The organism is Gluconobacter sp. P1D12_c (assembly GCF_018812105.1).
Lineage (GTDB): Bacteria > Pseudomonadota > Alphaproteobacteria > Acetobacterales > Acetobacteraceae > Gluconobacter > Gluconobacter oxydans_A.
Window position 1 is genome coordinate 1 of sequence record NZ_JACSIQ010000420.1, and the last position, 471, is coordinate 471.

Consider the following 471-nt stretch of genomic DNA (forward strand, 5'->3'; position numbering starts at 1 on the left):
TTGGTATTGTAGAAAGTTCTTCTTGTGTAGCACGACTACCTACTTCAGCAACGTGGCGGTTCATGTAGTAGCGGACAAGACCCGGCCCTCGCATACCGGCTACCTTTTCGCGCTCGGAGAAAATCGCACCGAACTTCACCAGTTCATTCATGATGGCTGTAACTTCGTTGACCCGAATTCCGACTTTTTCGGCGATTTCTTCGCGGGTTAGCATGATCTGTCCGGTATGTGGGAACAGGTGGTCGAACAAGAGCGTCCAGACGTCCACGGCCTTCATTGGACGTTTACTGTTCTTCATTAGCCACAAGGTGACAGCACGGTTCTGTGCGGGACGGATCATAACAAACGGCTCCGTTGTTCCGGGGGCTGGGGTAGTAATGCGTTGAACGGTGACCATGACCCGGCCAAGGGCATCATGGTCAAAATCGGGATTGTCAAAAAACGGCAAAAGGGCTTGGCGAACCTGTTCGG

The 471-nt window shown here is 52.4% G+C and carries 1 protein-coding gene; it reads right to left on the reverse strand.

Going from position 1 to position 471, the window contains the following annotated elements; genetic code table 11:
- On the reverse strand, nt 1-471 hold a 471-nt coding region (locus KP705_RS17465), incomplete at both ends, for a hypothetical protein (RefSeq protein WP_215765195.1).